Origin of the sequence: Frankia sp. AiPs1, assembly GCF_023716945.1 — a bacterium.
Classification (GTDB): domain Bacteria; phylum Actinomycetota; class Actinomycetes; order Frankiales; family Frankiaceae; genus Frankia.
Window position 1 is genome coordinate 1 of sequence record NZ_JAMQQF010000487.1, and the last position, 4,580, is coordinate 4,580.

Genomic DNA, 4,580 nt, shown 5'->3' on the forward strand with positions numbered 1-4,580 from the left:
GGCCAGGGCCTGCGGCGGCTGGGCCAGCAGCGCCGCGACCCGGTCGTCGACCCGGGCCCGCAGCGCGTCGGCGTCGGGCAGCACCTCGGTGACGATCCCCAGTTCAGCGGCCTGCGCGGCCCCGAACGGTTCGCCGAAGTAGGCAAGCCTCGCCGCGGCCGCGGGCCCGACTCGGCGGGGCAGCAGGAGAGACGAGCCGAACTCGGGCACCACCCCGAGGTTGACGAACGGGATGCCCAGGGTGCTGCGTTCGGTGGCGTAGACCAGATCGCAGTGCAGCAGCAGCGTCGTGCCGATGCCCACCGCCGGCCCGTCGACCTCGGCGACGAGCAGCTTCGTGCCGCGGGCGACCGTCCGGATGAAGGTCATCGTCGGACCGTCCGGGGCCAGGGCGGCGGTGGCCAGGAAGTCGGCGAGGTCGTTGCCGGCGGTGAAGGACCCGCCACTGCCGCGGATCCGGATGATCCGCACCCCGGGATCGGCCTCGGCCGTCCCGAACGCCGCGGCGAGTGCCGTGTACATCGCCTGGGTGAGGGCGTTGCGCTTGTCCGGGCGGGCGATGCGCACCGTGAGCACGCCGTCGGCGACCTCGGTCTCGATCTCGCTGGTCAATCCGGCCTCCTGGTGCCGACGGGTGGCGGGTTGACCGACACTGTGTCACCGGGCCGGGCCCACGCGAAAGCAGACCCGGGGAGTCCGGGCGGGCGACCCCGGCGCGTGGCCCGACCGGGCCTGCCAGGATGAGAATGTGACAGACCCGTGCGAACCCGGCATCCAACCACGGCCCGCGGCCGACCTGCCGACCCCGCTCGGCCAGGGGAACGGCCCGCGCCGCGCCGAGTGGTCCCGCGGTGAGCTCCGCCGCGACGCCGCCTCCCTTGCCGGGATGCTCGGGCTGACGGTCGACCCGGCGCAGTGCCGCGGGCGCTTCGTGGCCGACCCGCATCTGCTCAACACGCGGGGCACCCTGTGGGGTGGCTGCGGCCTCGCCGCCGCGATCGCCTTCGTCCAGGCCTGTGGCGGCCGGGACTGCGTGTGGGCGCACATCCAGTTCCTCTCGCCCGTGCAGGCGGGTGAAGAGGTGGAGCTGAGCGTCGAGGCGGGCACCGGCGGTCTGTCGCAGGCCGTCGTGCGCGCCACCGCGGCCGGGCGGCTGGTGTTCCTCGCGGGGGGCACGTTCAGTCGGGTGAGCGGCGTCGTCAGCCGGTTCGGCCCGGCCGGTGACTGGGCACCGGATCCGGACGTCTGCCCTGCGCGGGAGTACCCGACCTGGCTGGACTTCCCCCGCGACGGGGTGATCTCTCTGGTCGAGCAGCGGTGGGCCCGCCCGGCCCGGACCGACCTCGACGGCCGCCCGGGCGGCGGGAGCAGCGCGCTGTGGCTGCGCCTGCGACCCCGGTTCCCGCTGGACGCGGCGGTGCTCGCCCTGCTCGGCGACTTCGCCCCGGTCGGACTCATCGAGGCCACGGGGCACATGGCGGCTGGCACGAGCCTCGACAACAGCCTGCGGATCGTCGCGCCCCCGACCGGCGAGTGGGTGCTGCTGGACGTGCGGGTCGAGGCGATCGTCCGCAACGTCGCGCAGGTGCGCGGGCGGATGTACGACCGCACGGGTGCGCTGGTCGCCACCGTGAGTCAGACGACGCTGGTCCACCGGGTGCGTCCGCCGTCCCCGGCGAGCCGGGACGACCAGCCCGCACCCGCCCCGACCGCCGGCTGACCGTCACCCGGCCGACCGTCACCCGGCCGAACGGGCAGCCTGCCGAGAATGGCGGGATCCGTCTGCGGGCGCTGGATTGAAACCACGGTAGTCGGGGTATGCGAGCACCACCGCGGATGCTGCGCGGCGGCCGGGCATTCCGCCGTCGGCGACCCGGCTCCGGCTGAGCGTCCCAAGATGTTCGGATGTGTTTCGGGCAACATTTCGGGTGTTTGTGTTGCCGCCGTCGGGATTCTGGTCATCGGGCCGCCGCCACCGTCCGACGCGACTGTGCCGGCTCCTGCCGGCTCCCGCCAGATGCTGCCGATCAGTGCTAGCTCCGGTGCGTGAACGTCACTTCATCCGGGCTACGTCAACTTTCATTAGGCGTAGCTGTCCTATCGCTCATCGCAGGCCGGAACGAATGCCCGTCACGCGGTGCAACGCCGTCATGCTCTTCCGTTATAGGGACCCGCCCCTAACCTGGCCACTTCATTCCTCCGCTAGAGTTGTCGGCGCCCCAGGAACATTCCCCCGATGTTCGGGCCTCGCCTCCAATACCCCGGTCCGGGTGTTGTCGCGCCTGGTCCTTCGGGGACAGGACCCGTTGAACTCGAACACTCACCCCGCACATGAGGCGCCCAACTACCCGGGTGCCGGACGAGAGGACCGGATGCTCCAGAATTGGCCCATCCGCTCGAAGCTCGTGGTGATTCTCGTCGTCCCCCTGGCCGCGTTGGCGGTACTGAGCGCGATACAGGTGCGGGGGAACGTCGACAACGTACGGGCCGCGAACCGTATCAAGGCGCTGGCAGCCTTCTCGATCAAAGGCAACGACCTCGTCGCCGCGCTCCAGACCGAGCGGTACGCGACGAACGCCTACGTGGGTTCCAACTACCTGGCCGCCGGCCCGGGACAGGCCGCCATCGCGGCCCGTGGCCCGGTGGACCAGGCGTTGGGGACCTACAACGCCGGCGAGGCCGGGCTGCCCTCGGGCGCCCGGGACACCCTGGCGGCCACGCTGGCGTCGATCTCCACGCGCCTGGACCGGCTGCCCGCGCAACGCAAGGCGATCGACGCCCGGCAGGCGCAGGTCGACCAGAACAACGTTTTCTACAACGACCTGGTGCGCGACCTCCTTTCGCTCAACGCCAGTGTCACCGCCGGCAGCGATAACGCCTCGTTGGTCAACGGAGCCACCACGCTCGTCGGCATCTCCCGGGCGAAGGAGGAGGCAGCCCAGCAGCGCGGCTTGATCGCCCGCGTGATCATTCTCGGCCAGACAGATTCCGTGACCCTGCGCCAGATCGAGACCTCGGCCGGCGCCGAGGACGCCTGGCTGCAGCAGTTCCGGACCACCGCCACCCCGGATGAGCAGGCGTTTTACAACGTCACGGTCGGTCGAACCATCTCCGCTGCCACCGCAATGCGCGATGACACGGTCAACGCCGTCCAGAATGGTCAGCCGCTGACGATTACGCAGCAGAACTGGCTGGACACCGTCGACCAGAAGATCGCCGCGATGCGGCAGGTCGAGGCGAGGATCGCGGCCGACTTGGGCTCCACCAGCCAGGACATCGCCAGTTCAGCTACTCGTGACGCACTGTTCGGCAGTTTCGGGGTTGCGCTGATCCTGGTCGTGTCGGTGGTGATTTCGCTGCTGGTAGCAAGCCCGATGATCCGGCATCTACGCACGCTGCGGCGCGGTGCCCTCGAAGTCGCCAACGAGCGGCTGCCCGGGGTCGTCGAGAGGCTGCACCGCGGCGAACAGGTCGACATGTCCGCCGAGCATTTCCCGGTCGAGGTGCAAAGTTCCGACGAGATCGGCCAGCTCGCCGAGGCGTTCTCCATCGTGCACTCCGTCGCGGTGCGCACCGCGGTCGAACAGGCCGCGATGCGCAAGAGCATCGGCGACACCTTCCTCAACCTGGCCCGGCGCAGCCAGGCCCTGATCCACCGCCAGCTCAAGGTGATCGACGCGCTGGAGCGCAAGGAGACCGACCCGGACGAGCTCGAGGAGTTGTTCCGCCTCGACCACCTGGCCACCCGCATGCGGCGCCACGCCGAGGACCTCATCGTCCTGTCTGGTTCCAAGCCCGCCCGAGGCTGGCGTCGACCGGTCGCCGTCAAGGACGTGGTGCGCGGCGCCGTCGCCGAGGTCGAGGACTACACCCGGGTGAAGGTGATGCCCATCGACGGCGGGGCCATCAGCGGGCACGCCGTCGGTGACGTCATCCACATGCTTGCCGAACTCATCGAGAACGCCACCTCCTTCTCCCCGCCGCACACCCCGGTCCAGGTCAACGGGCACGAGGTATCCAACGGCTTCGTCATCGAGATCGAGGACCGCGGCCTGGGGATGAGCCCGGAGGAGTTCCACTCCCTCAACGATCGGCTGGCCAACCCGCCTCCCTTCGACCTGTCGACCAGCGAGCGGCTCGGCCTGTTCGTCGTCGGCCGGCTCGCCGAGCGGCACGCGATCGCGGTGGAACTTCGTCCCTCGCCCTACGGCGGCACGATGGCCATCGTCCTGGTGCCGGCCACCCTGCTGCGCCAGCCCGAGGGCGACGGCGACACCCGCGCGGAGGGCACGGCGACCGTGCGGGCGCTGCCCGTCGCGGCCGTGCCCGCCCTCGACGGCCCGATGGTCGACGAGGACGGGTTCGGCGGACCGCTCGTCGACGCGGACGGCAACCTGATCGCCGCCCCCGCCTCGCAGCGGCCCGACGAGGCGCCGCGAGGCCCCGACGAGACGTTGATCGACGACCTGCCGGTCTTCGCCACGGTCCGGTCGAGCTGGTTCGTCGCCGACCGTCCCCGACACCGCTCCAACGGCCGTCGCCCGGACGGCCCGCCGCGACCGGCCGGCCCGCGTCCCGGA

At 71.1% G+C, this 4,580-nt stretch carries 3 protein-coding genes; 2 read left to right on the forward strand and 1 reads right to left on the reverse strand.

Annotated elements, in window-relative coordinates; translation table 11 throughout:
• A partial coding sequence (locus tag ND748_RS25815; RefSeq protein ID WP_251748706.1) for an enoyl-CoA hydratase-related protein occupies positions 1 to 612 on the reverse strand: 612 nt, incomplete at its 3' end.
• Between the two features lie 136 nt (positions 613 to 748).
• Between ND748_RS25815 and ND748_RS25820 the strand changes: the two genes are divergently transcribed.
• Positions 749 to 1,720 (forward strand): thioesterase family protein, encoded by a 972-nt coding sequence (locus ND748_RS25820; protein WP_251748707.1) that lies wholly within the window; start codon positions 749 to 751, stop codon positions 1,718 to 1,720.
• 652 nt (positions 1,721 to 2,372) lie between these two features.
• Positions 2,373 to 4,580: nitrate- and nitrite sensing domain-containing protein (locus ND748_RS25825; RefSeq protein ID WP_251748708.1), on the forward strand; the 2,208-nt coding region annotated here is incomplete at its 3' end.